28 protein-coding genes are annotated in these 26871 nt (G+C 63.8%); 12 read left to right on the top strand and 16 right to left on the bottom strand.

Annotated features, from left to right (window positions below; translation table 11 throughout):
• Positions 1-56: 56 nt before the first annotated feature.
• Together pgeF and rluD are read right to left on the bottom strand one after the other, a co-directional pair.
• Positions 57-797: a peptidoglycan editing factor PgeF gene (pgeF, locus tag LJX93_RS03270; RefSeq protein WP_227696747.1), complete on the bottom strand. Its 741-nt coding sequence runs from the start codon at positions 795-797 to the stop codon at positions 57-59.
• Positions 794-1756, bottom strand: a complete 963-nt coding sequence (rluD, locus tag LJX93_RS03265) for a 23S rRNA pseudouridine(1911/1915/1917) synthase RluD (RefSeq protein WP_033701534.1) — start codon at positions 1754-1756, stop codon at positions 794-796. Before rluD ends, pgeF begins: the two co-directional genes overlap by 4 nt.
• A 147-nt stretch (positions 1757-1903) precedes the next feature.
• Here rluD and LJX93_RS03260 point away from each other — a divergent pair, with 147 nt between their 5' ends.
• The 10 genes from LJX93_RS03260 to LJX93_RS03215 all read left to right on the top strand — a co-directional run bounded on the left by LJX93_RS03260 (position 1904) and on the right by LJX93_RS03215 (position 11657).
• The gene (locus LJX93_RS03260) at positions 1904-2923 is read left to right on the top strand and encodes an outer membrane protein assembly factor BamD (RefSeq protein ID WP_033701439.1); all 1020 of its coding nucleotides are present in this window, start codon (positions 1904-1906) and stop codon (positions 2921-2923) included.
• A 94-nt stretch (positions 2924-3017) separates the two neighbouring features.
• Positions 3018-3248 carry a PP0621 family protein gene (locus LJX93_RS03255; protein WP_033701440.1) on the top strand — a complete coding sequence of 77 codons (231 nt, stop codon included), beginning with the start codon at positions 3018-3020 and terminating at the stop codon, positions 3246-3248.
• A gap of 254 nt (positions 3249-3502) precedes the next feature.
• Positions 3503-4267: a FadR/GntR family transcriptional regulator gene (locus tag LJX93_RS03250; RefSeq protein WP_186660609.1), complete on the top strand. Its 765-nt coding sequence runs from the start codon at positions 3503-3505 to the stop codon at positions 4265-4267.
• 90 nt (positions 4268-4357) lie between these two features.
• Positions 4358-5560, top strand: a complete 1203-nt coding sequence (locus LJX93_RS03245; RefSeq protein WP_033701443.1) for an ABC transporter substrate-binding protein — start codon at positions 4358-4360, stop codon at positions 5558-5560.
• 65 nt (positions 5561-5625) lie between these two features.
• A complete protein-coding gene (locus LJX93_RS03240) occupies positions 5626-6486 on the top strand; it encodes a branched-chain amino acid ABC transporter permease (RefSeq protein ID WP_033701444.1) in 861 nt (286 codons plus the stop codon).
• Positions 6487-6488: 2 nt separating this feature from the next.
• A complete protein-coding gene (locus LJX93_RS03235) occupies positions 6489-7508 on the top strand; it encodes a branched-chain amino acid ABC transporter permease (RefSeq protein WP_047582834.1) in 1020 nt (339 codons plus the stop codon).
• Positions 7508-8260, top strand: coding sequence for an ABC transporter ATP-binding protein (locus LJX93_RS03230; protein WP_033701448.1), 753 nt, complete (start codon positions 7508-7510; stop codon positions 8258-8260). The genes LJX93_RS03235 and LJX93_RS03230 overlap by 1 nt, the downstream gene beginning before the upstream one ends.
• On the top strand, positions 8260-8955 hold the full coding sequence (locus LJX93_RS03225) for an ABC transporter ATP-binding protein (protein WP_186660615.1): 696 nt from the start codon (positions 8260-8262) through the stop codon (positions 8953-8955). Before LJX93_RS03230 ends, LJX93_RS03225 begins: the two co-directional genes overlap by 1 nt.
• Before the next feature lie 13 nt (positions 8956-8968).
• The gene (locus tag LJX93_RS03220) at positions 8969-10246 is read left to right on the top strand and encodes a Zn-dependent hydrolase (protein WP_047582836.1); all 1278 of its coding nucleotides are present in this window, start codon (positions 8969-8971) and stop codon (positions 10244-10246) included.
• A gap of 1 nt (position 10247) precedes the next feature.
• Positions 10248-11657: an amidase gene (locus LJX93_RS03215; protein WP_227696746.1), complete on the top strand. Its 1410-nt coding sequence runs from the start codon at positions 10248-10250 to the stop codon at positions 11655-11657.
• A gap of 71 nt (positions 11658-11728) precedes the next feature.
• Here LJX93_RS03215 and thiO read toward each other — a convergent pair whose 3' ends face one another.
• The 5 genes from thiO to LJX93_RS03190 are packed head-to-tail and all read right to left on the bottom strand — an operon-like array spanning position 11729 to position 14584.
• Entirely contained in the window at positions 11729-12826 is a 1098-nt protein-coding gene (gene thiO, locus LJX93_RS03210; RefSeq protein WP_156310583.1) for a glycine oxidase ThiO, read from the bottom strand.
• Between the two features lie 55 nt (positions 12827-12881).
• Entirely contained in the window at positions 12882-13271 is a 390-nt protein-coding gene (locus tag LJX93_RS03205) for a type IV pilin protein (RefSeq protein ID WP_033701454.1), read from the bottom strand.
• Between the two features lies 1 nt (position 13272).
• On the bottom strand, positions 13273-13737 hold the full coding sequence (locus LJX93_RS03200; RefSeq protein ID WP_227696745.1) for a hypothetical protein: 465 nt from the start codon (positions 13735-13737) through the stop codon (positions 13273-13275).
• Complete coding sequence (locus tag LJX93_RS03195; protein WP_033701456.1) at positions 13734-14381, bottom strand: PilW family protein; 648 nt, start codon at positions 14379-14381, stop codon at positions 13734-13736. The genes LJX93_RS03200 and LJX93_RS03195 overlap by 4 nt, the downstream gene beginning before the upstream one ends.
• On the bottom strand, positions 14378-14584 hold the full coding sequence (locus LJX93_RS03190; protein ID WP_033701457.1) for a prepilin-type N-terminal cleavage/methylation domain-containing protein: 207 nt from the start codon (positions 14582-14584) through the stop codon (positions 14378-14380). The genes LJX93_RS03195 and LJX93_RS03190 overlap by 4 nt, the downstream gene beginning before the upstream one ends.
• Before the next feature lie 109 nt (positions 14585-14693).
• Between LJX93_RS03190 and LJX93_RS03185 the strand changes: the two genes are divergently transcribed.
• Positions 14694-15185 (top strand): GspH/FimT family pseudopilin, encoded by a 492-nt coding sequence (locus LJX93_RS03185; protein ID WP_033701458.1) that lies wholly within the window; start codon positions 14694-14696, stop codon positions 15183-15185.
• Here the strand turns inward: LJX93_RS03185 and ispH are convergent, their stop codons facing one another.
• The 6 genes from ispH to murJ form a co-directional block, all read right to left on the bottom strand.
• On the bottom strand, positions 15186-16133 hold the full coding sequence (ispH, locus tag LJX93_RS03180; protein WP_033701460.1) for a 4-hydroxy-3-methylbut-2-enyl diphosphate reductase: 948 nt from the start codon (positions 16131-16133) through the stop codon (positions 15186-15188).
• A 14-nt stretch (positions 16134-16147) separates the two neighbouring features.
• Positions 16148-16585: an FKBP-type peptidyl-prolyl cis-trans isomerase gene (gene fkpB, locus LJX93_RS03175; RefSeq protein ID WP_033701461.1), complete on the bottom strand. Its 438-nt coding sequence runs from the start codon at positions 16583-16585 to the stop codon at positions 16148-16150.
• Positions 16578-17093: a signal peptidase II gene (gene lspA / locus LJX93_RS03170; RefSeq protein ID WP_033701462.1), complete on the bottom strand. Its 516-nt coding sequence runs from the start codon at positions 17091-17093 to the stop codon at positions 16578-16580. The genes fkpB and lspA overlap by 8 nt, the downstream gene beginning before the upstream one ends.
• On the bottom strand, positions 17086-19917 hold the full coding sequence (gene ileS, locus LJX93_RS03165) for an isoleucine--tRNA ligase (protein ID WP_156310587.1): 2832 nt from the start codon (positions 19915-19917) through the stop codon (positions 17086-17088). Before ileS ends, lspA begins: the two co-directional genes overlap by 8 nt.
• Entirely contained in the window at positions 19914-20864 is a 951-nt protein-coding gene (ribF, locus tag LJX93_RS03160; protein ID WP_033701465.1) for a bifunctional riboflavin kinase/FAD synthetase, read from the bottom strand. The genes ileS and ribF overlap by 4 nt, the downstream gene beginning before the upstream one ends.
• Positions 20865-20982: 118 nt before the next feature.
• The gene (gene murJ, locus LJX93_RS03155) at positions 20983-22521 is read right to left on the bottom strand and encodes a murein biosynthesis integral membrane protein MurJ (RefSeq protein ID WP_047582844.1); all 1539 of its coding nucleotides are present in this window, start codon (positions 22519-22521) and stop codon (positions 20983-20985) included.
• Between the two features lie 248 nt (positions 22522-22769).
• Here murJ and rpsT point away from each other — a divergent pair, with 248 nt between their 5' ends.
• Positions 22770-23048 carry a 30S ribosomal protein S20 gene (gene rpsT, locus LJX93_RS03150; RefSeq protein WP_003247625.1) on the top strand — a complete coding sequence of 93 codons (279 nt, stop codon included), beginning with the start codon at positions 22770-22772 and terminating at the stop codon, positions 23046-23048.
• Between the two features lie 116 nt (positions 23049-23164).
• Here rpsT and LJX93_RS03145 read toward each other — a convergent pair whose 3' ends face one another.
• Genes LJX93_RS03145 through LJX93_RS03135 form a run of 3 tightly spaced genes read right to left on the bottom strand, consistent with a single transcriptional unit; the run spans position 23165 to position 26727 of the window.
• Entirely contained in the window at positions 23165-25465 is a 2301-nt protein-coding gene (locus LJX93_RS03145) for a PqiB family protein (protein ID WP_033701468.1), read from the bottom strand.
• Positions 25458-26081: a paraquat-inducible protein A gene (locus LJX93_RS03140; RefSeq protein WP_033701470.1), complete on the bottom strand. Its 624-nt coding sequence runs from the start codon at positions 26079-26081 to the stop codon at positions 25458-25460. The genes LJX93_RS03145 and LJX93_RS03140 overlap by 8 nt, the downstream gene beginning before the upstream one ends.
• The gene (locus LJX93_RS03135; protein ID WP_033701471.1) at positions 26068-26727 is read right to left on the bottom strand and encodes a paraquat-inducible protein A; all 660 of its coding nucleotides are present in this window, start codon (positions 26725-26727) and stop codon (positions 26068-26070) included. Before LJX93_RS03135 ends, LJX93_RS03140 begins: the two co-directional genes overlap by 14 nt.
• Positions 26728-26871: the final 144 nt, after the last annotated feature.

Below are 26871 nucleotides of genomic sequence, written 5' to 3'. Positions count from 1 at the left end.
AGCGTAGCGGGGTTGACGGAGATCAACCTGATGGATTAGCGGCGTGGCCGGAGCAGTCAGCGGGGGGCTAACCAGACCAGTGAGGCAAACCGCCCACCTTGCGGGGTGCGGCGATACGAGAAGAAACGCTGATCGCTGACCGTGCACAAGCCACCGCCATACACAGACGTCACCCCGCGCGCCGCCAGGCGAATACGCGCCAGCGCATAGATGTCGGCCATCAGCTTGCCCGGCCGCGCACCCGCAACAAAGGCAGCCGCTGCCTCCGGGTGCACCGCGGTAAAGGCATCACGTACTTCCAGGCCCACTTCGAACGCCTGCGGGCCAATCGCCGGGCCCAGCCACACCAGCACGTCTTCAGCCGGCACGGCCAAACGGTCGAGGGACGCTTCCAGCACTCCGCCCGCCAACCCGCGCCAGCCGGCATGGGCCGCTGCCACACGGGTGCCTGCACGGTCGCAGAACAGCGCAGGCAGGCAATCGGCAGTCATCACGGTGCAGGCGATGCCAGGCTGGTCAGTCCAGCTGGCGTCGGCCTCGGCCACCACGGCCGGGTCGGCATCCGCCACTGCCAGGCCATGCACTTGCTTGAGCCAGGCAGGCTGGATGGCGAACGCATCGCTCAGGCGGTGGCGGTTTTCGGCGACGGCGGCTGGGTCATCACCAACGTGATCACCCAGGTTGAAGGTGTCAAAGGGCGGCAGGCTGACGCCGCCCTGACGCGTGGTGACACAAGCGCGAACCGAAGCCGGGGCCGGCCAGTCGGGCAATAGCAGCGCCTGCGTCAGACCACTCATCCGATAAAGCTCTCGCGGTCTTCGTTCAGCAGCGTCAGCAACCAGAGGAAGTCATCCGGCAAGGGCGATTCCCACTTCATGACTTCACCGGTAATCGGGTGGGCCAATGCCAGGAAACGCGCATGCAGCGCCTGGCGCGGGAAGGTCTTGACCGCCTCGACCATGGTTGGGCTGGCAGCCGGCGGAATGCGGAAGCGCCCACCGTACGTCTGGTCGCCGACCAGCGGGAAGCCAACGTGGGCCATGTGCACACGGATCTGGTGGGTACGGCCGGTTTCCAGCTTGACCCGCACGTGGGTGTGCGAACGGAAGCGCTTGAGCACACGGTAGTGGCTGACCGCCGGCTTGCCGCCGTCGGTTACCGCCATGCGCTGGCGCATACCGCCATGGCGACCGATCGGGGCGTCGATCTTGCCGCCGGCGGTCACCACACCAATCACGATGCACTCATAGATGCGGCTGACCTTGCGGCTTTGCATCTGCTCGACCAGGCGGGTCTGTGCTTGCAGGGTCTTGGCCACCACCATCAGACCGGTGGTGTCCTTGTCCAGGCGGTGCACGATACCGGCGCGAGGTACGTTGATGATGTCTGGCACGTGGTGCAGCAAGGCATTGAGCAAGGTACCGCTGGCATGGCCCGCGGCCGGGTGCACAACCAGCCCGGCAGGCTTGTTGATCACCATGATGTGGTCGTCTTCGTAGACGATATCCAGCTCGATGTCTTCTGCGATCCACTCGCCCTGGGCCTCTTGTTCGGCCTCCAGAACAAGCACAGAGCCACCATAGACGGTGTCTCGAGGGCGCACGACGGCGCCATCGACCGTCAGGCGGCCCTCTTTGATCCACGTAGTAAGCCGCGAACGCGAGTACTCGGCGAACAATTGGGCGGCGACCTGGTCGAGGCGTTGACCGCCCAGATCGGACGGTACCTCTGCGCTAAGTTGAATGATCTCGGACATGCTCGATTCGGCGGGCGCACAGCCTTTGGTTTCGGCTGCGAGCTTGTGGTTAAATACGGCTTCTTTTGTCCCGGGGTTGGCCGGGGCGCTCATCATAACAGGACGGCACCGCCCAAGACAGCGGCCGTCAAAGGGACGCAAGCCGCCATGCAAGTGAAACACCTGCTGCTGATCGCCATCCTCGGGCTTACCGCGGCCTGTTCCTCTAACAAGGAAGTCATTGACGAGAACCTCAGCGAAGCCGAGCTGTACCAGCAGGCCCAGGCTGACCTGGATAATTCCAGCTACACCAGCGCGGTGAACAAGCTCAAGGCCCTGGAGTCGCGTTACCCGTTCGGCCGTTATGCCGACCAGGCGCAGCTCGAGCTGATCTACGCCAACTACAAGAACACCGAGCCGGAGGCCGCCAAGTCCGCCGCCGAGCGTTTCATCCGCCTGCACCCGCAGCACCCGAACGTCGACTACGCCTACTACCTCAAGGGCCTGACCTCGTTCGACCAGGACCGCGGCCTGCTGGCGCGTTTCCTGCCGCTGGACATGACCAAGCGTGACCCGGGCGCCGCGCGCGACTCGTACAACGAGTTCGCCCAGCTGACCAGCCGCTTCCCCAACAGCCGCTACGCGCCAGACGCCAAGCAGCGCATGATCTACCTGCGCAACCTGCTGGCTTCGTACGAGATCCACGTGGCCGACTACTACCTGGGCCGCCAGGCTTATGTGGCCGCCGCCAACCGTGGCCGCTACGTGGTCGAGAACTTCCAGGAAACGCCGTCGGTCGGCGACGGCCTCGCGATCATGGTCGAGGCCTACCAGAAGATGCACCTGGACGAACTGGCCGCTACCAGCCTGGAAACCCTCAAGCTCAACTACCCCGACCACCCGAGCCTGGCTGACGGTGAGTTCCAGCCCAAGCAGACCGAGTCTGACGGCCGTGGCTGGTTGTCCAAGGCAACCCTGGGCCTGATCGAGACCGACACCCCGCTGCCGCCGGGCGAAACCCGCGCCAACCAGGACGTGGTCAAGCAGTTCCAGGACGCTCGCGCCGAGATGCCGCAAGAGCTGCTGCCGAAGGACGAAAACGGCGACGTGATCCTGCCGGAAGGCCCGAAAGAAGCCGAACAGGACCGTTCGTGGTTCAGCTACATGACCTTCGGTCTTTTTGACTGAGTGTGTCGAAACGTAGAAAGGGAGGCCTGAGGCCTCCCTTTTTTATTGGCTGCGTCCTAGACTGTGGCCTTCTTCATTCGACAAGCTGGACACCATGGTTCGCCTACTTTTCTGGATCGCCCTGATCGCCGCCGCGTTCTGGCTGTGGCGCAAGTTCAAGATCAGCCAGCAATCGCAACCGGAGCACAAGCTCGACGACCCGCTGAAGATGGTGCGCTGCGCCCATTGCGGCGTGCACCTGCCCAATGACCGGGCGCTGCAGCAGGGCAAAGAGTGGTATTGCAGCCAGGCACACCTGCAACAGGGCCCTGGCCAATCGCGTTGATTCAGTACCGGCCTCATCGCGGGGCAAGCCCGCTCCCACAGTTTAAATGCATGCCTTCAGCGCAGCCGTAGCCTGTGGGAGCGGGCTTGCCCCGCGAAGAGGCCGGCACTGATGATGCGATCAATCCGATTAACCACATATCCCTCCCCGACCCTTTCGCACCATTTACGACCCCTCCCCCTCCGCCAGCATTGACCCACCCGGGCAAAATTCGCTAAATCCTATTTATCCGTATAAATATGAAAAATAGCGAAATGCTCAAACCCAAACGCAAGCGCCAGAAGCTGTCCGACGTCATCGTCGAATCGGTCAAGCGCTCGATCGTCACCGAGGCCCTGCACCCCGGCGACCGGTTGCCCACCGAGCGCGAGCTGATGGAGCATTTCGAGTGTTCCAAAGGCACCGCCCGCGAAGCGCTCAAGGCCCTGGAAGTCGAGGGCCTGGTCAGCACCCGCACCGGCCCCAGCGGCGGCGCCTACCTCAACGAGGTCGGCACCGAGCCGGCCAGCCGCGCCCTGCGCAACCACCTGCACTTCCAGCACCTGGATGGCGAGCAGGTGTACCAGTTGCGCAAGGTCATCGAGGTGGAGCTGGCCGTGTCGGTCATGGGCCAGCTGAGCGAAGCCGACTACGCCGCGCTGCAAGCCAACATCGATTTTTGCAGCACCCCGGAAGACAGCGAAGAGGGCCAGCGCGAGCAACGCCTGGCCGAACTGGAATTCCACACCTTGCTGGCGCATCGCTGCCCCAACCCGCTGCTGCGCTTCATGGCGGTATTCCTCAACGACCTGCTGCGCGACCTGGTGGTGCTGAAAAAGGCCTACCTGCCCAAGCGCCAGCAGTTTGCTGCGGCCAACATCGGCTACCACAAGCAACTGTTGCTGGCCCTGCGCGCCAGCGACGAACCCGCTGTACGCCGGCTGATGCACGAACACATGTGCGACGCCGAGCACCACATGACCGCGCTGGAAGGCGAGGTTGCCCGCAACTTCCTGCTGGAGTTCGACCACCACCACTGATCCGCCTGGACAGAGGCCTGCGCACAGGCCCGGCCGCACCCGCTTTGTCATTGCCACTCCTGCCTAATAACCACAACCAAGGAGTTACTCATGCAAAGACGTACCCTGCTCAAGGCAGGCCTTGCCCTGGGTGCCCTAGGTAGCCTCCCGTTGGGAGCGCACCGGGCATTCGCCGACGAACCGCTGACCTTCTACGGGCTCAAGTCCATGTCTGGCCCCTTCGCCAGTTACGGCAAGTACGCCGACATGGGGTCGCGCCTGGCCATCGCCGAGTACCCGCAGCTACTCGGGCGCCCGCTCAAGTACAAAGTCATCGATACCGAAGGCAACGCCGGCAAGGCGGTGCGCAAGGTACAGGAAGCCATTGGCCAGGATGGCGCGCGCTTTTTCCAGGGCTGCACGCTGTCGTCCTCGGCGTTGGCGGTATCGAAGGAAATCCACAAGGCCGGCGGCGTGTTCATGACGCCGGTCGGCGCCGACGAAATCACCGGCAAGGACTGCAACGCCTCGACCTTCCGCTGGTCGGTACCCACCTATGGCGCCATCCGCGAAACGCTGGTGCCGATGATCCGCCAACTGCCGCAGGCCAAGCGCTGGTACACCATCACCCCGCAATACGTGTTCGGTGATGCGTTGCTGGAAAACGCCCGCAAGGTGTTCGCCGAGTTGGGCGTGGAGCACATCGGCAACAGCTACCACTCGCTGCAAGAGCAGGAGTTTTCCGGTTACCTGACCAACGCCATCGCCGCCAAACCCGACGTGCTGGTGCTGCTTAACTTTGGCAGCCAGTCGTCCAACGCGCTGCGCCAGGCGGTGAACTTCGGCATCAAGGACCGCATGAAGGTGCTGCTGGTGTGGTCGGCCGGGCTCGACCAATTCCAGGAGCTGGGCAGCGACGTGCTCGAAGGTGTGTACCTGGGCGCGCAGTACTGGCACCAGGTCGACACGCCACTCAACAAACAGCTGGTCGCCGCCACCCGCAAGGCCTACGGCATCAACCCCAACTACCCGTTGGCGGCCGACTACATCGGCACCAAGGTGATGCTCGATGCCATTACCAAAGCCGGCAGCCTGGACGGCGCCAGCGTCTGTGCCGCCTTGCAGGGCATGCGCTTCCAGGGCCCGACCGGCGAAGAGCTGATCCGCCCGGGCGACCACCAGGTGCTCAAGGACTACTACCTGTTGCGCGGCAAGCCCCAGGCGCAGATGCGCGACGAGGACGACCTGGCCGAAATCATCAGCGCCGGCCGCTCGTTCATCGAAGTCGACCACACCGGTTGCGCCCTGGCCTGAAGCCGCGGCGTTAGTCAAAACCACTCGTACAGGCAGCCGCACCACGCGCTGTCGAGGGCACACTCATGCTCGATTTGTACCTGTTCCAACTGCTTAATGGCCTGGGCCTGGGGATGATCTACTTCCTCATCGCCGTGGGCCTGACGATCATTTTCGGCCTGCTCAACTTCGTCAACTTCGCCCACGGCGCGTTCTTCTTGCTGGGCGCCTACCTGTGCTACACCGCCGTGGCGATTACCGGCAACTTCTGGCTGGCGCTGCTGATTGCCCCACTGGCGGTGGCGGCGCTGGCCTGGGCGGTCGAGCGCCTGCTGATCAAACGCATCTACCACTTGCCGCACACCTTCCAGATCCTCGTCACCCTGGGCATCGCGCTGATCATCCAGGAGGCCTCGGTGCTGATCTGGGGCCCGGTGGGCAAGAACATCGCCGTGCCACCGGAGCTGCGCGGGGTGCTGATCCTCGGTGATTTCATCTACCCGTACTACCGCCTGTTCCTCATCGGTTTCGCCGCGCTGATCGGCCTGGGCCTGTGGCTGCTGCTGGAGCGCACCCGCTTCGGCGCGCTGGTCCGCGCGGGTAGCGAAAGTACCGAAACCGTTTCGCTGCTGGGCACCAATATCTTCCGCCTGTTCTCCCTGACCTTCGCCCTGGGCGTGGGCCTGGCCGGCGTGGCGGGCGTGCTGTTTGCACCGCTGCGTGGCGCGCAGCCCTTCGTCGGCCCGGAAATCCTCGGCATCGCCTTCGTGGTGGTGGTGATCGGCGGCATGGGCTCGTTCGGCGGTGCGCTGGTCGGCGGGCTGTTGGTGGGGGTGGTGCAAAGCATGATGAGCAGCCTCTGGCCGCAAGGCGCCAGCCTGATGATCTACGGCGCCATGGCGGCGGTGATCCTGGTTCGTCCCTATGGCCTGTTCGGGAGAGCATGACGATGAGCAATAAAACTGCATTGCCCCTGGGCCTTGGCCGCACGCCTGCCCTGCTGTTGCTGGTACTCGCCAGCCTGGTGGCGTTGCCGCTGATCTTGCCGTCAGCCACCCTGGCCACCGAGATCCTGATCTTTGCCTTGGCGGCGCTGGCCTGCAACCTGCTGCTCGGCTACACCGGCCTGTTGTCGTTCGGCCAGGGCATCTTCTTCGGCGTGGGCGCCTATGGTGCGGCGCTGCTGATGATCCACCTGAAGTGGGGCATGCTCGGCGCCTTGTTCGGCGCAGCGGTGTTCGGTGCCTTCTTGGCGCTGTTGGTGGGCGCCCTGGCCATCCGCCGCACAGGCATCTACTTCGTCATGCTGACCCTGGCGTTCAGCCAGATGGCCTACTTCCTGGCCTACACCCTCAGCGGCTGGACCGGCGGTGACAACGGCCTGCTCGACGTGCCGCGGCCCAACATCGAAATCGCCGGCCACGTGCTGGTCGACCTAGCCGACCCTCGGCACTTCTATGTGTTCGTCGCGGTGCTGTTCCTGCTGATCTTCGCCGGTGCCCTGCGGGTGATCCGTTCGCCGTTCGGCAGCACCCTGCTGGCGATCCGCGAGAACGAAACCCGCGCCGCCGCCATCGGCTACGACACGCGCCACTTCAAGATCCTGGTGTTCATGCTGTCTGGCGCCATCACCGGCATCGCCGGGGCGCTGTACGCGATGCTGCTGCACTTCGCACCGCTGTCGAACATCGACCTGATGATGAGCGAAAACATCCTGATCATGACCATCGTCGGCGGCACCGGCTCGCTGTTCGGCTCGCTGCTGGGGGCTGGCGCCATCGTGGTGCTGGGCGATGTGCTGTCGGAGCTGTGGCCACGCTGGCTGATGCTGCTGGGGGCGATTCTGATCCTGGTGGTGGTGTTCATGCGCGGTGGTTTGTGGGGCGGGCTGGCGGCACTCGGCAAGCGCTTGCTGGCGTCGCGTACGGCCGATGACAAGGCCCCGGCCAAGACCAAGGAGACCTTGTGATGAGCGATTACCTGCTGGAAACCCGCAACCTGGAGCTGGCCTACGGGCCGTTCAAGGCGGTTGCAGGCGTCGACCTGAAAGTCCGCGCCGGCACCATCCACACCGTCATCGGCCCCAACGGCGCCGGCAAGACCAGCCTGTTCCACTGCTTGACCGGCGAGCGCCAGGCCACCGCGGGCAAGATCCTCTTCAACGACCGCGACATCATCCGCAAGCCGTCCCACGGCCGGGTGGCACTGGGCATGGCGCGCTCGTTCCAGCTCACCAGCCTGTTCCAGAACCTGTCGGTACGCGAAAACCTGCGCCTGGCCGCCCAGGGCCGCGACGGCCTGGGCGCGCTGAACTTCTGGCGCAGCGTGGAGCACAAGCGCAGCCACTGGAACACCGCCGACCAGGTGCTCGAACGCCTGAAGCTCACGGCCCGCGCCGAGACCCTGGCCGGCGAGCTGTCGCACGGCCAGCAGCGGGTACTGGAAGTGGGCATGTCGATCTGTGCCAAACCGACCCTGCTGATGCTCGATGAGCCCACCTCGGGCATGGGCATCGACGATATCCCGGTGATGACCGACCTGATCAGCGACCTGGGCCGCGACCATACCGTGCTACTGATCGAGCACAACATGAGCATCGTCATGTCGATCAGCCAGCGCATTACCGTCATGAGCCACGGCCAGATCCTGGTCGAGGGCACCCCTGAACAGGTGCGCAACGACGAGCGCGTGCGCACCGCCTACCTTGGAGAGGCCGCCTGATGCTCAACGTCGAATCGATCCATTCGTACTACGACAAAAGCCACGTGCTCGAAGGGGTTTCGCTACAGGTCGGGGACGGCGAGCTGGTGACCTTGCTGGGCCGTAACGGCGCCGGCAAGACCACCACCTTGCGCAGCATCCTCGGCATCGTGCGCCCTCGTCAGGGGCAGATCAGTTTCGACGGCCAGCAACTGGTCGGCCGCGAAATCTTCGACATTGCCCGCCAGGGCATCGCCCTGGTACCCGAGCATCGCGGCATCTTCCGCCAGCTCAGCGTCGAAGAGAACCTGAAGATCGCCGTGCGCAAGGGCAGCCGTTGGCAGCTCGAAGACGTCTACAGCATGTTCCCGCGCCTTAAAGAGCGGCGGCGCAACGGCGGCTTCGCCCTCTCTGGCGGTGAGCAGCAGATGCTGGCCATCGCCCGCGCCCTGCTCAACGGCCCCAAGCTGCTGATTCTCGATGAACCCACCGAAGGCCTGGCCCCGGTGATTGTCGACGAGTTGGTGAAGATCCTGCGGCGGATCAAGGGTGAAGGCCTGTCGATCCTGCTGGTGGAGCAGAACCTGATGGTCTGCGACGCCCTCGCCGACCGCCACTACGTACTCGAACAAGGCCGTGTGGCCTACCAGGGCAGCGCCGCGCAGTTCCGCGACGACCCAAGCATCAAGAACCGCTACCTGGCCCTGAGCGCCTGAAAGGAGAATGCCCATGAATACCCGCATCGACCCCTCGCAGCACCTGCTCGGCCAAGGCGCACAGGTCAGCCGCGAGCGCCTCTGGCAATCATTGATGGACCTGGCCCAACTCGGCGCCACCGCCAAGGGTGGCGTGTGCCGCCTGGCGCTGACCGACCTCGACCGCCAGGCCCGCGACCTGTTCGTGCGCTGGTGCACCGAGGCCGGCTGCACCGTCAGCATCGACGCCATCGGCAACATCTTTGCCCGCCGCCCAGGGCGAAACCCGGCCTTGCCGCCGGTCATGACCGGCAGCCATATCGACACTCAGCCTACCGGCGGCAAGTTCGACGGTTGCTACGGGGTAATGGCCGGGCTGGAGGTGATCCGCACCCTCAACGACCTACAACTGACCACCGAGGCGCCCCTGGAAGTGGTGGTGTGGACCAACGAGGAAGGTTCGCGCTTCCCGCCGTGCATGATGGGCTCGGGGGTGTTCGCCGGTAAGTTCGGCCTGCAGGACACCTTGGACAAGGTCGATGACCAGGGCTTGTCGGTAGGTGCCGAGCTGGCCCGTATCGGCTATGCCGGCCCGCGCGTGCCCACCGGGCATGCCGTGGGCGCCTATTTCGAAGCGCACATCGAACAGGGCCCGGTGCTGGAAGACCAGCGCACCACCATCGGCGTGGTCCAGGGCTGCCTGGGGCAGAAATGGTTCGACCTGGTGCTGACGGGCGTCGAAGCCCACGCCGGGCCCACCCCGATGCACCTGCGCAAGGACGCGCTGGTTGGCGCCGCTGAAGTGGTCGCGGCGGTCAACCGTGTGGCCCACGCCCATCAGCCGCATGCCTGCGGCACGGTGGGCTGCCTGACCCTGCACCCGGGGTCGCGCAATGTGATCCCGGGCCAGGTGCACATGACCCTCGACCTGCGCCACCTCGACCCCACCCACCTGGCCGCCATGGTCGCCGAGGTACGGGAGGTGATCGAAGCCAGCTCGGCACGGCACGGGCTGCGTTTCGAACTGACGCCGACGGCCGACTTCCCGCCCCTGTACTTCGCCGAGCAGTGCGTCGATGCCGTGCGCCAGGGCGCACGCGAGCTGGGCCTGAGCCATATGGACATCGTCAGCGGCGCCGGCCACGACGCCATCTTCCTGGCCGAGTTGGGCCCGGCCGGGATGATTTTCGTGCCGTGCGAAGGCGGCATCAGCCACAACGAAATCGAAAACGCCGCGCCCCAGGACCTGGCCGACGGCTGCGACGTATTGCTGCGCGCCATGTTCCAGGCCGCCAATCAGGGAGCGCATTGAGATGACCAGCAAGACTGCCATCGGCGAATTCACCGCCGTCGAACTGCTTGAACTGTACCAGCGCCGGAAGCTGTCGCCGGTCGAGGTGATCGACGATGTACTGGCGCGCATCGACCAGCACAACCCAGCGGTCAACGCCTACTGCCACGTGGACGGTGAAGGCGCCCGCGCCGCCGCCCGCGCCAGCGAACAACGCTGGCAACGCGGCGAACCTTGTGGCCGCCTGGACGGTGTGCCCGCGTCGATCAAGGACCTGACCCTGACCCGTGGCATGCCCACGCGCAAGGGTTCCCGCACCACCAGCGGCGCAGGCCCGTGGGACGTCGATGCGCCCTTCACTGCATTCATGCGCGAAGCCGGTGCGGTGCTGATCGGCAAGACCACGACGCCGGAGTTTGGCTGGAAGGGGGTAACCGACAACCCGCTTTACGGCATCACCCGCAACCCCTGGGATACCCGCCTGACGGCAGGTGGCTCCTCCGGTGGCGCGGCGGCGGCGGCCGCGCTGAACCTGGGCGTGCTGCACCAGGGCAGTGATGCCGGTGGCTCGATCCGTATTCCTTGTGCCTTTACCGGCACCTTCGGCATCAAGCCCACTTTCGGCTACGTGCCGCAATGGCCGGCCAGCGCCATGACCGTGCTGTCGCACCTCGGGCCAATGACCCGGACTGTCGACGACGCAGTGCTGATGCTCGACTGCGTAGCCCGCCCGGATGCCCGCGACGGGCTGGCCGGGGCACCCCGGCAGGCACCATGGCTGGGCGAGGGCCAGGACCTCAGCGGTTTGCGCATCGCCTTCAGCACCGACTTCGGCTACGTGCAGGTCGACCCGCAGGTTCAGGCACTGGTCGCGCAAGCGGTGCAACGCTTGGCCCGGCTGGGGGCGCAGGTGGAGGAAGTCGACCCGGGCTTTGCTGACCCGTTGGAAACCTTCAATACCCTGTGGTTCGCCGGCGCGGCGCGGCTGGCCAGTGCCTTTGGCGATGAACAGCGGGCACTGCTCGACCCAGGGCTGCGCGGGATAGCCGAGCAAGGGGCGCGGGTTGGCCTGAGCGAGTACACCCAAGCGCTGGAAGCACGGGCTGAGCTGATTGCGCGGATGAATGCCTTTCACCAGCGTTACGACGTGCTGGTGTCACCGATGCTGCCACGGGTGGCGTTCGAGGCGGGGCATGACGTGCCGCCCGGTTCGGGGATGGCGCAGTGGATGGAATGGACGCCGTTCAGCTACCCGTTCAACTTGACCCAGCAACCGGCGGCCTCGGTGCCGTGCGGGTTTACCCGCGAAGGGTTGCCAGTGGGGTTGCAGGTGGTCGCCGGGCGGTTTGCCGATGAGCAGGTGCTGCGGGTGTGCAAGGTGTATGAGCAGCACTATCCGAGCCGGCATTTGCAGGCGCCGATAGTGGCGTGAAAGCTGAATGATCCCGCCCCTGTAGGAGCGGCCTTGCGTCGCGAAAGGCCCGCCAAGCGGGCCCGGCAATCTCAGCCCAAACGCCCCGCCGGCGCATACGGCGCCGGATCAATGATCGGCGCCCCCCCCGTCAGCAAGTCAGTAAACAACTGGCACGAAGCCGGCGCCAGCACCAACCCATTACGGTAATGCCCGCAGTTCAACCACAACCCGTCATGCCCCGGCACCGGCCCAATATACGGGATACCTTCAGGCGACCCCGGCCGCAGCCCCGCCCAATGCCCGACCACCGAGGCATCCTTGAGCTGCGGCAACAGCTCTAGCGCCGAAGCCTTGAGGCTCGCCAGCGCATCCTCGGTCGGGGTCTTGTCGTAGCCGGCATGCTCCAGCGTGCTGCCCACCAGAATATGCCCGTCACGGCGCGGGATCGCATAGCGCCCCTTGGCCAGCACCATGCTCGGCAAGAAGTCCTCGGCGCACTTGAACAGAATCATCTGCCCCTTCACCGGCGCCACCGGCAGCTCAAGGCCAAGCGTGCGCAGCAGGTCGCCACTCCAGGCGCCAGCACTGAGCACCACGTCATCGGCCTGCAGCACACCGTCCGCCGTCTGCACGCCAGTCACACGCCCAGCGTCCTGAACAAAGCCGGTGATCTGGCAGTGCTCGCGCAAGGTCACGTTGGGCAATGCCAGCAATGCAGCCTTCAGCGACTTGACCAGCCGCGGGTTACGCACGTTGGCCACGCCCGCCATGTAGATGGCGTGCTTGAAGCCCGGGCCCAGTATCGGCACCGCGTCATAGGCCGCCGAGATATCCACGGCACTCAGTGGCCGCCCCTCGCGTGCCGCCCAGGCCAGCGCTTCGGCCTCGTCGTCCAGATCGAGCCAGTACAAGCCGGTGGTGTGGACTTCTGGGTCAATACCCGTGCTGGCGAACAGGTGCTCGCCCAGCTGTGGGTAGAAGTCCTGCGACCAATGCGCGAGGGCGGTCACTGCCGGACTGTAGCGCCAAGGGTACAGCGGCGAGACGATGCCGCCGCCCGCCCAGGACGACTCTCGCCCGACCTCGCCCTGGTCACACACCACCACCTGCCCGACGTGCGCCGCCAGGTTGAACGCCGTCAGCAGGCCGATAACCCCGCCGCCGACCACCACTACTTGCTTGCTCATCTGTCGATCCAAACACCTGAAGTAAAACCGCGATGCACCGGGCACCATTCATGCTTCAGCTTCCCCAGCACTGCTCGCTGCTGTCCAGGCTGCCCAGGTTGCTGTGCACGCCTGCATGATCGAGCTGAAAGTCACCGCAGCGGTCCTGCGCCATCAGCCCATGCGGCAGCCTGCGGGCGAGCAACAAGAAGGTGTCGCTGTCGCGCTGGGCGTGCAGGCTGTAGTAACGGTTGCCGCTGGGCAGTGCCGGGTCGCCTTCGGCGTATTGGCCGGTGCGAACGCGATGGCGCTCCAGGCGTAGGGCGGCATCCTGCAGCAGACCGACCACTTCGCTGCGTGCGGCGCGCCGAAGCTGCTCGCTGTAACTGGGGTAGGCAATGGCTGCCAGAATGCCGGTCACGGCCACGACAATCAACAACTCGATAAGGCTCAGGCCTTGCTGCATGTCAGGGTTCCCTCAATCGCTGCCGCCAAAGGATGCGCCGCACCTCATCACCTGACAGCGCATAAACCGCTTCCAGTACATGGCGCGACCGGGCTTTCCGGCTGACGGCGGTCACCCTGAACAAGGTGGCCTGCTGGCCCTCGGGCAGGTGCGCGGCACGGTCACTTTGGCCAAGGTTCTGCACCTGGAAGAAGCCGCTTGCGGTGCCCTGCCAGTTGCCCTGCAAGTCATGCGGCCGCGGTGGTGGTTGGCAGGGCTGGCACGCTGGGGGCGGTGACAGTTGTAGCTGGGCGGCACCTGCCAGCAATGCCTGCTCGGCTTGCTCGAGTGCCTCGAAACCGTCACGCCACAAGCCAGCCATGCGGGTCTCCACCAGCGCATCGCGCAGGGCCGAGGCCGCAAGCAAGCCAAGCAGCAAGCTCAGCACCAGTGCCAACAGCAACACCACACCGCGCTGGCGCTTCATGGGCCGGCCAGCGGATTGCGCAGCGCCACGCTCAAGGCATGCTGCTGCTCGATACCCAGGGTGGGCTCGAACAGCGTCAGGTGCACATCCACCCGCCCACCTTGCGGCGCCTCGACAAACGCCACACGCATCTCACGCACATGGTCGACCAGCGGCTGGCTAGCCCCTCGCCGCCGGAACCGCAAGGTCGTGCCATCCAGCACATAGAGGTACTGGCTTATGGGGATTGCCAAGGGGTGCTGGCTGCCATCAACTCGCCCGCTGTGCACGTGAGCCTCGTCGATGCAGTTGGTCAGCAGCGTCCAGTCCGGGGCACCGGTGTGCCCGGGCAGCTCGGCCACTACCAGGCTCAGGCTGTTCGCGCCCACCTGCAGGGGCTGGGCGAAGGCTTGAAGGGCTAGCGGGTCGGTGAAGTCGTCGGGCTGCAGGCGCAGGCAGCCGAACATGCCGGCCATGCGAATGTCTTGGGCCATGCGCTGCAACGCCAGGCGGGCATCAGCCTGCAAGCGTGCGGCCGCGCCCTGCAGGCGCCAAGTGTCATGGGCAGACACGAACAATTGGCTGGCCGCTGCCAGCAGCAGCAAACCGATGGCGAGCGCCAGCACCCCCTCGATCAAACCGAAGCCGCCTTGCGTGCGGCTCATGGCTGCGCCTTCGGCTCGCCTGCGGCCCTGGCCCGTTCCTGCCGGGTGTGCGCCAACAAGGCGGCCTGCGCGTCGTGCCGCGCACTGTCGGTTGCCTGCAGTGCGCGCACCTGCAAGGCGCCAGCGGCAAACATGCCCACCGCCACCACCACCATGGCCAGTAATACCTCGAGCAGCGTCATGCCCCCTTCCATCGCTCGCATCCCTGCGCCCCCTGCGACTTTTCCTGCAACTGATTACTCACTGGGCGACTGGATCAATTGCCCGGCGACCTTGAAGCTGAAGCGAAGCACTTCCAGGGAGAAATGCACGGTGCGGCAACAGGGTGCAACACTGATACAAATGATGTTGGCGCTGGCCATGGCGGCCGTTCTGATACAACTGGGGATGCCGGCCTACAACGGCCTCTCCGACGACTTACACAGGGCAGCCGCAGCGCGCGACCTGGTGCAAGCATTGCGCAGCGCGCGCAGCCACGCGTTGCTGCAAGGCCAGGCGGTGCTGGTGCTGCCGTTGGAAAGTGATTGGGGCAAGGGCTGGCGCGTGATGCTAGCGCACAATCAGCAGGTTCTACGCGAGCAGCGCCTGGTAAGGCCTCTGAGGATTGTCGCGAATACCGCAGAGCAGGTGAAGTTCAGCGCATTGGGCGTGCCGCAGGGGCGCAACGCCAACTTGCTAGGTGGCACATTGCATATCTGCCAGGCTGGCGCAGCGGCCAGCCAGTACCGGGTGGTACTGGCGACCAGCGGCAGGCTCAGCCTGCGCACAGATGAACTGTTTGAGCCCTTGTGCGCAGGTTCCTGATCAGATCAGCGAGCGAACCCGTAGCTCTTTGGGCATGGAGAACGTGATGTTCTCCTCGCGCCCATCCAGCTCTTCTGCGCCGGTGGCGCCCCAGGCCCTGAGCTGCTCGATCACGCCGCGCACCAGCACTTCGGGGGCCGAAGCACCCGCTGTGATGCCGATGCGGGCTGCGTCATCGAACCAGGCACGTTGCAGGTCCTCGGCACCGTCGATCAGATAGGCCGGGGTGCTCATGCGCTCAGCCAGTTCACGCAGGCGGTTGGAGTTGGAGCTGTTCGGGCTACCGACCACCAGCACCACATCACACTCACCGGCCAGTTGCTTGACCGCATCCTGGCGGTTCTGGGTGGCGTAGCAGATGTCGTCCTTGCGCGGCCCACCGATGTTCGGGAAGCGCGCACGCAGGGCATCGATGACACGGCTGGTGTCATCCATCGACAGCGTGGTCTGGGTGACGAAGGCCAGGTGGTCCGGGTCGCGCACCTGCAGCTTGGCGACATCGTCCTCGTCTTCGACAAGGTAGATGGCGCCGCCGTTGCTGGCGTCGTATTGCCCCATGGTGCCTTCGACTTCCGGGTGCCCCTCGTGGCCGATGAGAATGCACTCACGCCCGTCGCGGCTGTACTTGGCGACTTCGATGTGCACCTTGGTCACCAACGGGCAGGTGGCGTCGAACACCTTCAGGCCACGCCCAGCGGCTTCCTGGCGCACGGACTGGGAAACACCATGGGCACTGAAGATGACGATGACGTCATCCGGCACCTGGTCCAGCTCTTCGACGAAGATGGCACCGCGGTTGCGCAGGTCTTCGACCACGAACTTGTTGTGCACCACTTCATGGCGCACGTAGATCGGCGGGCCGAAGACTTCCAGGGCACGGTTGACGATCTCGATCGCCCGGTCGACCCCCGCGCAAAAACCGCGAGGGTTGGCGAGTTTGATTTGCATGCTCGGCTCCAGGCTTACAAGGCCTTCACGTCGAGGATCTGCACCTCGAAGCTCAGGGTCTTGCCAGCCAGTGGGTGATTGAAGTCGATGGTCACCTGCGCGTCATCGAAAGCTTTGACCACGCCCGGCAGCTCGGCGTTTGCGGCGTCGTTGAAGATCACCAGCAGGCCTTCGGACAACTCCATGTCGGTGAACTGCGAACGCGGCATGATTTGCACATTCTGCGGGTTCGGCTGGCCGAAGGCGTTTTCCGGGGCCACGGTGACGGTGCGCTTGTCGCCGGCCTTGAAGCCGAACAACGCGGCTTCGAAACCTGGCAGCAGGTTGCCGTCACCTACCTTGAACACGGCAGGCGACTTGTCGAACGTGCTGTCGACGGTGTCGCCGTTTTCCAGGTGCAGTGCGAAGTGCAGGGTGACTTCGGTGTTCTGGCCGATACGGGTGTCAGTCATGGACCGGATCCTCGGACTTCTTGCTCTTGAACATATCCAGCGCCAGCATCACCGCACCAACGGTGATGGCGCTGTCGGCCACGTTGAAGGCCGGGAAGTAATGGCGGTTTTGCCAGTGCACCAGGATGAAGTCGACCACATGGCCCAGCACGACGCGGTCGTACAGGTTGCCAATGGCGCCACCCAGCACCAGCGCCAGCGCCACGGCCAGCCAGGTTTCGTTGCGCCCCAGGCGCTTGAGCCACACCACCAGTACGGCACTGACCACCACGGCGATCAGGGCGAACAGCCAGCGCTGCCAGCCAGCGCCATCAGCGAGGAAGCTGAAAGCGGCGCCGGTGTTGTAGGCCAAGGTCCAGCTGAAGTAGTCAGGGATGACCACAATCTGCTGGTACATGCTCAAGGCGTTGTTGAAATACAGCTTGGTGGCCTGGTCGAGGACCAGGACCAGCAAGCTCAGCCAAAGCCATGCAAGGCGCCCGAAGCGCCCCACTGCCGGGTTAGGCATAGTGACGCACCTCGCCCGAACCGGTCAGGTTATCGACGCAACGGCTGCAGATTTCCGGGTGCTCCGGGTGGCTGCCGACGTCGGCGCGGAAGTGCCAGCAACGGCCGCACTTGGCATGGCCGGACTTCACCACTTTCAGCTTGAGGCCTTCGACTTCGGTAGCCACGGCGTCAGCCGGTGCCTGCACGAACGGCACCACGCTCGCAGCCGAGGTGATCAGCACGAAGCGCAGCTCGTCGCCCAGCTTGCTCAAGTCGGCGCTCAGGCCTTCGTCGGCGTACAGGGTGACTTCGGCCTGCAGGTTGCCGCCGATGACCTTGGCAGTACGCTGGTTTTCCAGCTCCTTGTTGACCGACGCCTTGACCGCCATGACGCGATCCCAGTAGGCACGGTCCAGCTCGGTGCCTTCCGGCAGCTCGCTCAGGCCCTGGTACCAGCCGTTGAGCATCACCGACTCGTTGCGCTCGCCCGGCAGGTACTGCCAGATTTCGTCAGCGGTGAAGGCCAGGATCGGTGCGATCCAGCGCACCAGCGCCTCGCTGATGTGGTACAGCGCCGACTGGCACGAACGACGGGCAACACTGTTGGCGCCGGTGGTGTACTGGCGGTCCTTGATGATGTCGAGGTAGAAGCCACCCAGCTCCTGCACGCAGAAGTTGTGGATCTTCGAGTAGACGTTCCAGAAACGGTACTCGCTGTAGTGCTCTTCCAGCTCGCGCTGCAGCAGCAGCGTGCGGTCCACTGCCCAACGGTCCAGGGCCAGCATGTCCTCGGGGGCCAGCAGGTCGCGGGCCGGGTCGAAGCCCGACAGGTTGGAAAGCAGGAAGCGCGCGGTGTTGCGAATACGCCGGTAGGCGTCGGCACTGCGCTGCAGGATCTGCTCGGAAACCGCCATCTCACCCGAGTAGTCGGTGGCCGAAACCCACAGGCGCAGGATGTCGGCACCCAGGGTGTTGTTGACCTTCTCCGGCTCGATGGTGTTGCCCAGCGACTTGGACATCTTGCGGCCGTTTTCGTCCACGGTGAAGCCGTGGGTCAGCAGCTCGCGGTACGGCGCGTGGTTGTCGATGGCGCAACCGGTCAGCAACGAGGAGTGGAACCAGCCACGGTGCTGGTCGGAACCTTCCAGGTACAGGTCGGCGACCGGGCCGGTGGCGTGGCCGATGTCGTGCGAACCCCGCAGCACGTGCCAATGGGTGGTGCCAGAGTCGAACCACACGTCCAGGGTGTCGGTGATCTTGTCGTACTGGCCGGCTTCGTCACCGAGCAGTTCGGCGGCGTCCAGCTTGAACCAGGCCTCGATGCCCTCTTGCTCGACGCGCTTGGCCACGGCTTCCATCAGCTCGACGGTGCGCGGGTGCAGCTCGCCGGTCTGCTTGTGCAGGAAGAACGGGATCGGCACACCCCAGTTGCGCTGACGCGAGATGCACCAGTCCGGGCGGTTGGCGATCATCGAGTGCAGGCGCGCCTGGCCCCAGGCCGGGACGAACTTGGTTTCTTCGATGGCCTTGAGCGCGCGCTCACGCAGCGGCTCGCCGGTGCTTGGCTGCTTGTCCATGCCGACGAACCACTGCGCGGTGGCGCGGTAGATCAGCGGGGTCTTGTGGCGCCAGCAGTGCATGTAGCTGTGGCTGATGGTTTCGGTGTGCATCAGCGCGCCGACTTCGCTCAGCTTCTCGACGATGGCCGGGTTGGCCTTCCAGATGAACTGGCCGCCGAAGAAGTCCAGCGACTCGACGTACACGCCATTGCTCTGCACCGGCGTGAGGATGTCGTCGTTGACCATGCCGTAGCGCTTGCAGGTGACGAAGTCGTCTTCACCGTAGGCTGGCGCGGAGTGAACCACACCGGTACCGGCGCCCAGCTCGACGTAGTCGGCCAGGTAGATCGGCGACAGGCGGTCGTAGAACGGGTGGCGGAAGTTGACCAGCTCCAGGGCCGAACCCTGGGCGGTGGCGATGACCGAGCCTTCCAGGTTGTAACGCTTGAGGCACGCCTCGACCAGCTCTTCGGCCAGTACCAGCAGGCGCTCGCCGGTGTCGACCAGGGCGTACTTGAACTCCGGGTGGATGTTCAGCGCCTGGTTGGCCGGGATAGTCCACGGGGTGGTGGTCCAGATCACGATGGCGGCGGGCTTGGCCAGCGAGGCCAGGCCAAAGGCAGCGGCCAGCTTGTCGGCATCGGCGGCCGGGAAGGCCACGTCGATGGTCTGGGATTTCTTGTCGGCGTATTCGACCTCGGCTTCGGCCAGTGCCGAACCGCAATCGAAGCACCAGTTCACAGGCTTGAGGCCCTTGAACACGAAGCCTTGCTTGACCATCTCGGCCAGGGCACGGATTTCGCCGGCCTCGTTGGCGAAGTTCATGGTCTTGTAGGGGTTGTCCCAGTCGCCCAGCACACCCAGGCGGATGAACTCGGTCTTCTGCCCTTCGATCTGCTCGGCGGCGTACTCACGGCACAGTTCACGGGTGCGGTCGGCAGACAGGTGCTTGCCGTGGGTGACTTCGACCTTGTGTTCGATCGGCAGGCCATGACAGTCCCAGCCCGGCACGTACGGCGCATCGAAGCCCGCCAGGGTCTTGGAACGGACGATCATGTCCTTGAGGATCTTGTTCAGCGCATGACCGATGTGGATCTTGCCGTTGGCATAGGGCGGGCCGTCGTGCAGGACGAACTTCGGACGATCCTTGCCAATTTCGCGCAGCTTCTGGTACAGGCCAATGCTGTCCCAGCGCTGCAGAATCTGCGGTTCGCGCTGAGGCAGGCCGGCCTTCATCGGGAAGGCGGTGTCCGGAAGGTTTAGCGTGGCTTTGTAGTCGGTCATTTCAGGCTCTTCGTTAGCGGTTGAGCGTGCCAATGTGCACGTGCGGCGGCGATGTCCGCGTCGATCGCCGACTTCAGCGCCTCAAGGGAGGCGAATCGCTGCTCTTCACGCAGCTTGTGGTGGAACTCCACCGTCAGACGCCGGCCATACAGGTCGCCGGCATAATCCAGAAGATGAATCTCCAGGTGCGGGCGCCCATCACCGGCAACGGTGGGGCGCACGCCGATATTGCCGACACCCGGCCAGGCCTTGCCGTCGATTTCGATGCTGGCCAGGTAAACCCCGGACAGCGGCACGCGGCGGCGCTTGAGCTGGATGTTGGCGGTGGGCGTGCCGAGTTGGCGCGCCAGTTTCTGGCCGTGCAAGACCCGGCCAGTGATGCGGTACGGGCGGCCCAGCAAGTGCTCGGCCAACTCGAAGTTACCTTCGGCCAGGGCCTTGCGCACTTCGGTGCTGCTGACCCGCAGGCCGTCCTGGATTACGGTGTTGGCGGCTTCGACGGTAAACCCATACTTGTCGCCCGCCTCGACCAGGAAGGCGAAATCGCCCGCGCGGTCGCAGCCGAAGCGGAAGTCGTCGCCCACTTCGAGGTGACGCACGCCCAGGCCGTCCACCAGGATGGCTTTGACGAATTCATCGGCGCTGAGTTTGCTCAGGCGCTGATTGAACGCCAGGCACAACACCCGGTCGATGCCTTCGGCAGCCAGCAGCTCGATTTTGTCGCGCAGCCGCGCCAAGCGCGCCGGCGCGGTATCGGGGGCAAAGTATTCGCGCGGCTGTGGCTCGAAGATCACCACGCAGGTCGGCAGGCCAAGTGCTTGGCCACGCTCGCGCAAACGCGCCAGGATTGCCTGGTGGCCGCGGTGAACCCCGTCGAAGTTGCCAATGGTGGCGACACAGCCCCGGTGCTCGGGGCGCAGGTTGTGAAGACCTCGAACCAGCTGCATAACGCGCTTCTTGCTCATAAAGTGGCCGATTATAACCACACCCGGGCGCCGGTGACAGGCAGCAGCGCCCGGGGGTGGCGTGGAATGCGAAAAACCGACGCCTGACGTGCGCTTGGCTTCAGTGCAGGGCCTTGCGGGCGAAATGCCGAGGCCGGAAGCCGCACAGGTACAGGCAGCCGAAATACGTGACGATACCTGCCAGGATCAACGCCCCGAGACGCACGAAGCGCTCGAGCATGCCACCCTGCTCCCAGGCCGGCATATAGTGCATGCCCGCCAGCAATACCGCCGACATCAATGTCACTGCCAACACCAGTTTGAACAGGAACCTGGTCCATCCGGGTTGCGGTTCGAACAGCCCTTGGCTGCGCAGCTTCCAGAACAGCAGGCCGGCATTCAGGCAGGCCCCAAGGCTGATCGCCAGGGCCAGCCCGGCATGTGCCAGCGGGCCGACCAGGGCCAGGTTCAACAATTGGGTGCAGACCAGCGTGAACACCGCGATCTTCACCGGCGTGCGGATATTCTGCTGCGCATAGAAGCCGGGTGCCAGTACCTTGACCAGAATGATCGCCAACAGGCCCACAGAATAGGCAACCAGGGCGCGCTGGGTCATGGCCGCATCGAACGCGCTGAACTTGCCGTACTGGAACAGCGCCACGGTCAGCGGCTCGGCGAGGATGGCCATTGCCAGGGTGCAGGGCAACACCAGCAAAAAGCACAGGCGCAGGCCCCAGTCGAGGATACGTGAGTACTCTTCGCGGTCTTTATTAGCGTAAGTCTTGGCCAGGGTAGGCAGCAGGATGGTGCCCAACGCCACGCCCAGCACGCCGGACGGCAGTTCCATGAGCCGATCGGCGTAGTACATCCACGACACCGAGCCGGCCACCAGGAACGAGGCGAAGATGGTGTTGATGATCAGCGATATCTGGCTGACCGAGACCCCGAGAATCGCCGGCAGCATCTGCTTGAGCACGCGCCATACACCCGTGTCACGCAGGTTCAGGCGGGGCAGCACGAGCATGCCGATCTTCTTCAGCGCCGGCAGTTGATACAGCAGCTGGGCCAGGCCGCCCGCCAGTACACCCCAGCCCAACGCCATGATCGGCGGGTCAAAATACGGCGTGAGCACCACGGCGAAAAAGATCATCGCCACGTTCAGCAAGGTCGGGGTGAACGCCGGGACCGAGAAGCGGTTCCAGGTATTGAGGATCGCCCCCGCCAGGGACGACAGCGATATCAGCAATATATAAGGAAACGTCACCCGCAACAGGTCGGTGGTGAGTGCGTATTTTTCGGCACTGTTGACGAACCCCGGCGCGGTCGCCCACACCACCCAAGGCGCGGCAAGGATGCCAACGACGGTGACCAGGGCCAGGACCAGGGTCAGCAGACCGCTGACATAGGCAATGAAGGTACGGGTCGCCTCATCGCCCTGCTGGGTCTTGTACTCGGCCAGGATGGGCACAAAAGCCTGCGAGAACGCACCTTCGGCGAAGATCCGTCGCAGCAGGTTGGGCAATTTGAAGGCGATGAAGAAGGCATCAGTGGCGATGCCGGCACCAAATACACGCGCCAGGATGGTGTCGCGCACAAAGCCCAACACCCTGGAAATCATGGTGATCGAGCTGACCGCGGCCAGAGATTTCAGCAAATTCATCGAAAAGATTCACGTCAGAGACAGAGGACGCTGCAGAGAGCGTTCGAATGTGCGATACTCCCGCGCCTTCGCAGGGGAGCCAAAATTCCCGAGTTTACAGGTCGCGCAGCAGAAAGGAATCTTTCCCTCTTGTTGGCGCACCGCTCGGCGGAACCTTGCAGGTGGCCTTGACATCCGTTCGACTGATCGGCATGATTCGCGGCCTATTTTGTTTGCTATTTACCTAAAGTCTTTCGAGGAGCTCGACGGTGGCCAACACACCTTCCGCCAAGAAACGTGCAAAACAGGCTGAGAAGCGTCGCAGCCACAACGCCAGCCTGCGTTCCATGGTCCGCACCTACATCAAGAATGTAGTTAAAGCCATCGACGCAAAAGACGCTGAAAAAGCGCAAGCCGCTTACGTTCTGGCTGTACCAGTAATCGACCGTATGGCCGATAAAGGTATCATCCACAAGAACAAAGCTGCTCGCCACAAAGGCCGTCTGAATGGCCACATCAAGGCGCTGAAAGAAGCTGCAGCTGCCTAAGCGACATGCTTGTCAAAAAACCGACCCTAGGGTCGGTTTTTTGTTGCCTGCGATCTAACGGTTTACCCGCGCGCTTCTAGCAGGAGCGCCCTTGCCGGGGCGCCCCTCCTGTTGAATCACTTGGTGATCGGGATCTTCGGCGCCCACTGCAGCCACTGATCCTCTGCCTTGTCGAACAGGGCAAAGGTCTGCTGCGGCCGCGCCGGGTTGCCCATCTGCTCGCCATCCGGCGTGGCAAAGGCAATACCGCCATCGATGAGCGTCTCCAGCGATTCGGTACGCACCGTGGCTCCCTTGAACAGCCCCCAATCGAAACCAAACCCGCTGCTGTTCCAGAAGCGGCTGCCACTGCGCACCAAGGCGGCATAGCGCGGCTCGATAAGGATATGAATCAGCACGCGGTCGGCACTCTGGCCCAGCTCGAAGCCTGTCACCTTGCCTACCGCGACCTCACGGTAAGTAACCGGCACACCCGGCTTGATCGAGCCGCGCCGCGGGGCGCTGAGCGTCAACGGCAGGCCAACTTCCGGCCCTGCAACCTGCGGGGCATCGGCCAGGGCAATAAAGTCGCGCTGGGTGCCCTTGTCCTTGGCCGCCGGCTGGACTTCCAGGTACTGCCCACCAATCAAGGTGTCGAGGTTTTCGGTGCGCACCAGGCCCAACGCAGGCTTGACCACCCAGAATTGCGTACCGACGCGTGCAATACGCTCCGCCGCTTCGGTAATGCGTGCCCGCAACATCACGGCCTGCAAGTCTGCAGTCAGGTCGACACTTTCGATGCTGCCGACGTCCAGGCCACGGAAGCGAATCGGCGTACCCGGCTTCAAACCGTCGGCTCGGTCCACACGAATGGTGATCAATGTACCCGCCCGGTTAACCGCCTCCTGGCTCTCATGCAGCCGGAAGCGTGGAATATGGCGCTTGAGCACCACATCGGGCCTTGGCGTGTCGAAGGCGATACCGCCCGCCATGAGCGTCTGTAGGGATTCGCTTTTGATCTTGATGCCCGACAGCCCACCGGTCAGGGTAATGCCACTGACATTCCAGAAGCGCGATGAGCCGTTCACCAGCTTCTCGTACTCCTTCTCTATATGCACACCGATCAGGATGCGGTTGCTGTTGCGCGCAAACTGGTAGCTCTGCACGCTGCCCACCTTCACCTGGCGGTACATCACCGGGCTACCGATTTCCAGCGAGCCCAGGGTATCGGCGAACAGCACCATGTGCAGGCCCGGCGCCTTCAGGTCAAGCGGCGGCGCCTTGGGCCGTGCCTCGAACTCCCGCAGCGGCTTGTCGCCCTTCTCCCCCGGGCGAATGGCAATGTAGTTACCTTTTACCAAGGCCTCCAGGCCGGTAATGCCCGCCAGCGAGATGGACGGCTTGACCACCCAGAACTGCGTACCTTCGACCAGGTAGTCCTCGGTGAGTGGGTCGAGGGTCAGCTCAGCCATGGCGCTGCCCAGGTTGTCTTCCATCTTCAGCGCTTTCAGCGAGCCGACCTGGATGCCCTTGTACATCACCGGCGTGCGACCCGCCTGCAGGCCTTCGTAGTCACTCAGCTTGACCTTGATGCGGATACCGGCCTGGGCTGCATCGAAGTCTTCATACAGGCGAAACGGCAGGCTGGGGTCGGTTGGCGGGCTGTCCTTGCGGTATTCCGGCGTCGCGAAGGCGATGCCACCGGCGACGATGCTCGACAGCGACTCGCTGCGCACCTTCACGCCCGACAGGCTGGCATCGATGCTGATACCGCTGGCGTTCCAGAAACGCGTGTGTTTGCGCACCAGGCTGGCGTAGGCCGGCTGGATGAACACTTTGATCTCGACGGTGTCCTGGTCATCGGAAAGCCGGTAACTCTTCACCCGGCCGACCTGGATCTGCTTGTAGAACACCGGGCTGTCGCGATTGAGCGAACCCAACCGTTCAGCCTTGAGTGTCAGGTGCAAGCCCGGCTCACTGTCAGACAAGGGCGGCGCCGTAGACAAGGCCTTGAAGCGCTTGGCCTTCTCCCCTTCGCCAGGGCTGACGGCGATGTAGTTACCCGAGACCAAGGTTTCCAGGCCGGAAATACCCGCCAGGCTGACGCTTGGCTTGACCAGCCAGAAGCGCGTGCCGGTAGTCAGGTGCGGCTCGGCTGCCTTGTTCATTTCAATGGTGGCAATCACACCCTGGTTGGCACCCTTGGCATCCAGCACCAACGCCGTCACCTTGCCGACCGGCATGCCCTTGTAGATGACTTCGGTCTTGTTGGCGACGATCCCTTCACCTGTGGTAAAGCGAACCTCGATTTCCACGCCCGCATCACGGTAGGCCTGCCATGCCAGCCAGCCCCCGATCATCAACGCGATCAGCGGCAGGATCCAGATGGCCGACCAGTTCGAAGCTGGGCGGGTTTTTGCCGTAGGCAGGTCACTCATGGTCGTCATCCGACTCCGTGTTATCCCAAATCAGTCGGGGATCGAAAGTTAAAGCAGCAAGCATCGTCAGAATCACCACACTGGCGAAGGCGACAGCGCCCAGGTTGGCTTCGACACTGGCAATTCGCCCGAAATTCACCACCGCCACCAGGATGGCGATGACGAAGATATCGAGCATGGACCAGCGCCCAATGAATTCGATAAAGCGATACATCAGGATCCGTTGGCGCGCCGAAAGCGGCTGGCGGCGCTGAACCGAGTACAGCAGCAAGCCAATACCCACCAGTTTGAAGGTAGGTACCAGAATACTGGCGATGAACACCACGGCAGCGATGGGCACCATGCCGTGCTTGAGCAGGGTAATGACGCCGGACATGATGGTATCGGGGCTACCCTGGCCAAGGGTGCTGACGGTCATGATCGGCAACAGATTGGCAGGGATGTACAGAATGGAAGCCGCAATCAGCAACGCCCAGGTACGCACGATACTGTTCGGTCGACGGCCATGCACGATGGCCCCACAGCGCGTGCACGTCTGCGAGGCGCTGTCGGCCTCCTGCCTGTTCAATTGGTGACACTCATTGCAGACCAGGATGCCTGCATCAATCGCCCGCATGGAGATCCTCCCCCGAAAGCGCACTCCAGATCTGATGCGGTGACATCACCACTTCGAGCCATACCTGAATCAACAGCAGGCTGATAAAACAGAACAGCCCCAACCCCACGGTCAGTTCAGCCAGGTCCACCAGTTTGACGATCGCAACCAGCACGCCCATGAAGTAGACCTCGAGCATGCCCCAGTCGCGCAAGTGGTGATAGATGCGGTAGAACAACAGGCCATAGCTGCGCCCCACATCCAGCCGAATGCTCAGCAGTACCGCCAACTGGCACAGCAGCTTTGCCAAAGGAATGGCCATGCTGCACAGGAAGACCACCACGGCCACGCCGCGCATTTGTGAATTGTACAGGCCCACCACCCCGCTCCAGACCGTATCGTCCGAAGTCTGGCCAAGCAGGTGCAGCTGCATGATCGGCAAAAAATTGGCCGGCACAAAAAGCAGCAATGCCGTCAGCACCAGGGCCAGGCTGCGGTTGACCACATTGTGCCGGTGGGCATAAAGCTCGTAGCCGCAGCGCGGGCACAGGGCTTTTTCATCGTGCTGCAGCACTGGCTTGCGCAGCAACAGGTCGCATTCGTGACAAGCAACGAGTTCGTCCAGCGGCAAGTGGGCCAGTGCTTCGGGTTCGACAGGGTTGGGCATATCGAGCTTCTGAAAGGGTGCGTGGGCTCTATTCTAGTGATCTGGCTCGAAATGTGGGAGGCGACTATTGACCGGTTTGAGCCCGGTGTTTTTGCGAGACAAAGACAAAACCCCTACCTGCTTGCGCAGATAGGGGTTTTGCGA

This window comes from Pseudomonas sp. HN2-3 (genome assembly GCF_020691745.1).
Taxonomy (GTDB): Bacteria; Pseudomonadota; Gammaproteobacteria; order Pseudomonadales; family Pseudomonadaceae; genus Aquipseudomonas; species Aquipseudomonas capeferrum.
The sequence above is the reverse complement of the archived record's forward strand: the minus strand, read 5'-3'. Positions and strand labels throughout refer to the sequence as shown.